The 3,699-nt window shown below is 65.6% G+C and carries 4 protein-coding genes; all 4 read right to left on the bottom strand.

Annotated elements, in window-relative coordinates; all coding sequences use genetic code 11:
• Positions 1-106 precede the first annotated feature (106 nt).
• The 4 genes from ACK4HJ_RS22850 to ACK4HJ_RS22835 are packed head-to-tail and all read right to left on the bottom strand — an operon-like array spanning position 107 to position 3,445.
• Entirely contained in the window at positions 107-844 is a 738-nt protein-coding gene (locus tag ACK4HJ_RS22850; protein ID WP_409835837.1) for an aspartate/glutamate racemase family protein, read from the bottom strand.
• Positions 845-866: 22 nt separating this feature from the next.
• The gene (locus ACK4HJ_RS22845) at positions 867-1,631 is read right to left on the bottom strand and encodes a GntR family transcriptional regulator (RefSeq protein WP_056747172.1); all 765 of its coding nucleotides are present in this window, start codon (positions 1,629-1,631) and stop codon (positions 867-869) included.
• Between the two features lie 13 nt (positions 1,632-1,644).
• Positions 1,645-2,532, bottom strand: a complete 888-nt coding sequence (locus tag ACK4HJ_RS22840) for an ABC transporter permease (RefSeq protein WP_409835835.1) — start codon at positions 2,530-2,532, stop codon at positions 1,645-1,647.
• A 1-nt stretch (position 2,533) separates the two neighbouring features.
• Positions 2,534-3,445 (bottom strand): ABC transporter permease, encoded by a 912-nt coding sequence (locus ACK4HJ_RS22835; protein WP_409835833.1) that lies wholly within the window; start codon positions 3,443-3,445, stop codon positions 2,534-2,536.
• Positions 3,446-3,699 lie beyond the last annotated feature (254 nt).

The raw sequence follows: 3,699 nt of genomic DNA, 5'->3' as shown, positions 1-3,699 counted from the left end.
GAGCGGCCGATGCCCACCGCGAAGCGGTATCAAGGGTTGGTCAAACAAGCCGTTTGCTGAGCGCCTTCAACTTAAAGCGGGGGCGTTCGGTGGCAAGTAGTGAATTTCAACAGCCTGCTAAAGCTGCCATCTCTTGCGAAACCCCCGCCCAAGCCACATCAAACCCCGCCACCTTGCGCTGCGGCGGCACGGGGTGCGCGCGCAGCGCCCAGGTGGCGCCGGCGACCACGCTGTCGATCACGGGCACCGACACCTGTGGCTGCACCGCAGCGGCCATGCCGGCCAGCCCTGCCCCGCCCAGGATGATGGCCTGCACTCCCATCTGGCGCACCACGTCTCTGCAGGCCTGGGCCAGCAAGGCACGGGCCGCCTCGGGGTCAGCCGCCAGTTGCGCGCCGGTGGGGGCCACGGTGTGAATGCCTGCCAGTGCGTGGGAGTGGCCCAGCGCCTGCGCCAGGCGCTGCAGCATGGGGCCCCAGCGCTCGCCGCCCGTCACGATGGCAAAGCGGCCGTGGCGCGCAGCCTCAATGAAGGACGCTTCGGCCAAGCCGGTCACGGGCACGGGGCTGCTTTCACGCAGCGCCATCAGGCCCGGATCGCCAAAGCAGCCGATCAGCACTGCGTCGGGCGGGGTCTGGGGCTGTGCGATCTCATGTGCCCACACATCGAGCGCGGCATGGGCCGCCACAGCGTAGCTCGCCTCGCAGGCAATGTACGGCGCGCCGAAACGGGCCGTGGCTGTGCGCACCGCCACATGCGAGCCCGCAGCCGCCTGCACATGGCGCTGCAGCAAGGCACTGACAGGGGCCGACATGTTGGGGTTGATGACGAGCAGTTGGCGCATGGGCAAACGTGTGGGAAAACCGTCAGACACCACCCAGCAACCGCGCCAGATCGGGCGCCTCTGCCGCAGGCGGCGTGAACTCCAGCTGCGACTCGATCCGCGCCAGGTGGGCCAGCATCAGCCGGGGTGCCTCGCGGGCATCGCGCAGCCGGATGGCATCAATCAGTGCCCGGTGTTCCCGGCAGCCGCAGGCGGTGGCCTCTTCGCGGGTTTGGGCGTGGCTGGGGCTGTAGGTCATCAGGATGAGCGAGGTGCGCGAGACCAGCTCGCGCAGGATGCGGCCTAGCGTCTGGTGCCCGGCCGCCTGCGCGATGTGCAGGTGAAAGTCGCCCGAAAGGCGGATGGCGCGGCGCATGTCGCCGCTGGCGCGGGCGGCCTCTTCGTCATCGATGCAGGTGCGCAGCGCGGCGATGTCGGCATCGGTGGCGTTGGCGATGAACAGCTCCACCAGGCGCGGCTCCAGCAGGCGGCGGGCCTCAAACACCTCCAGCGCCTCTTGCGGCGTGGGCTGGGCGATGGAGGCACCCCGGTTGGGTGTGAGCGTGACCACCTGTTCATTGGCGAGCCGCACCAGAACAGGCCGCACCCGCGTGCGCGAGACACCGAAAGCCGCTGCCAGCTTGTCCTCCACCAGCTTGGTGCCGGGCGGCAGGCGGTGGTCGAGGATGGCCGACACCATGCGGTCGTACATGTCGTTGTCGCTGAGCTGGCCGGTCGTGTCGGGCTGCACGGGCGGTTCGGTGACCGCAGCGCGCGCGCGCCGGGGCTTGGGGAGGGTGGTCGTCATAAGGGTGCCGTTTTTACCCCGAACGGCCCTTGCGCCTGCGGCCCAAAGCCCACACCAGCGCCAGCGTGATGCCCATGACGATGAAAGACACCACCGTGGTCAGCGTGCCCAGCGCGTAGATGGACGGCGTGGTCACCGTGCTGGTCAGGCCCTGCAGCTCCAGCGGCAGCGTGTTCACGTCGCCAATGGCCTGCGAGGTACGGGCAATTTCGTCCCAACTCAACGTGAAGCCGAACATGCCAATGCCCACGACCGAGGGCGCGATCAGCGGCAGCACGACATGCGCAAAGCCCTGCCAGGGCGTGGCACCCAGGTCGCGTGCGGCTTCTTCGTACGCCGGGTTGAAGCGGTTGAACACCGCGAACATGATGAGCAGGCCAAACGGCAGCGTCCAGGTCAGGTGCGCGCCCAGGGCCGAGGTGAACAGGCCGAGCGATGTGTCGTAGCCCTCCAGCGCACTCTCCATGCCCAGCCATTCGAGGGCGGCCTTGATGCCGTTGTCGATGAGCCGGAACTCCAGCCCGATGCCCAGCGAGACGATGATGGACGGCATGATGAGGCTGGCCACGACGATGAAAAACAGCGTGCTGCCGCCCGCCAGCCGCTTGCGAAACGCCAGACCGGCCAGCACCGACAACACCACCGTGCACAGCATCACCGCCACGCCCAGGCCCAGCGAGCGCCACAGCGCCGCACCAATGTCCACCACGCCCAGGCCCTCGGCCAGCTTGGTGAACCAGTGCAACGACACGCCGCGCATAGGAAACGTGAGCCCACCTTCGGGCCCCTGGAAGCTCAGGATGAAGATGACGAACATGGGGCCGTACATGAACAGCACGAACAGCGCAAAGAAGATGGCCAGGGGCCAGAAGCTGGCGGGGCGGGAATCGCGCACTTTCATCTCACAGCTCCTTGCGGATATCGACGAGGCGCGTGAGGCCCCAGATGATCATTAGCACCACCGCCAGCAGGATCACCGCATTGGCCGCTGCCAACGGAAACTGCAGGTACGAGGTCTGCACCTGGATGATCTTGCCCACGGACGCGATCTGCTGGCCGCCCATCACGCCAATCGTCACGAAGTCCCCCATCACGATGGTGATCACGAAGATCGAACCGATGATGATGCCGGTGCGCGACAGCGGCACGATCACGTTCCACAGCGTCTGCCAGCCACTGGCGCCGCTGTCGCTGGCCGCCTCGATGAGGCTGCGGTCGATGCGCATCATGCTGTTGAAGATGGGCACGATCATGAACATCGTGTACAGGTGCACAAAGGCCAGCACCACCGAAAAATCCGAGAACAGCAGCCACTCGATGGGCGTCTCGATGAGGTTCATGCCCATCAGCGTCTGGTTGACCAGCCCATTGCGCCCCAGCAGCGGCACCCACGAGATCATGCGGATCACGTTGGATGTCCAGAACGGGATGGTGCACAGCACGAACAGCAGGGTCTGCATGCCCGAAGAGCGCACGTGGAAGGCCAAAAAATAGGCCACGGTGAAGCCGATCACCAGCGTGATCAGCCACACCAGAAAACTGAACTTGAGCGTGGAGTAATACGTCTTGAGCGTGACGCACAGCCCCTCCGACGCATCGCCACAGCCCGCAAAGATCGACACGTAGTTTTTGAACGTGAAGCCGGGCAACAGCTCGTACTCGTTGAAGTCCCAGAAGCTGACCATCACGATCAGCGCCAGCGGAATGATGAAAAACAGCGCGAACACCAGCGTGAACGGCGCAGCCTGCCACCAGGCGGCGATGCCGCGGCCGGGTACAGCTGCAGCAGGTAAGGACTGTGTGGTCGTGCTCATGGTGTTTGCAATCAAATATCTAGCGTGCTGTGCTTCGCAGCCGGCTGTTGAAACCGTCGCCCAATGCCAGTGCTCCCGCGCAAGGGCCGCCCCGCCGCGCTGGGAGCGTCCCCCTCCCGAACCGCGCAGCGGGTCGAGAGAAGGGGGAAGGCGCGCAGCGCCTTGTATCTTTGAGGCTCGGACTGGCACAGGTAGCCCGACGCGCCTCTGGGCTGAATTCGATTTTGATTGAAGCCCGCCCCTGAGCTATGGGC

It is taken from the genome of Acidovorax sp. (assembly GCF_046294525.1).
Classification (GTDB): Bacteria; Pseudomonadota; Gammaproteobacteria; order Burkholderiales; family Burkholderiaceae_C; genus Acidovorax.
Note: the sequence above shows the minus strand (reverse complement) of the source record. Positions and strands in the feature narration are given on the sequence as shown.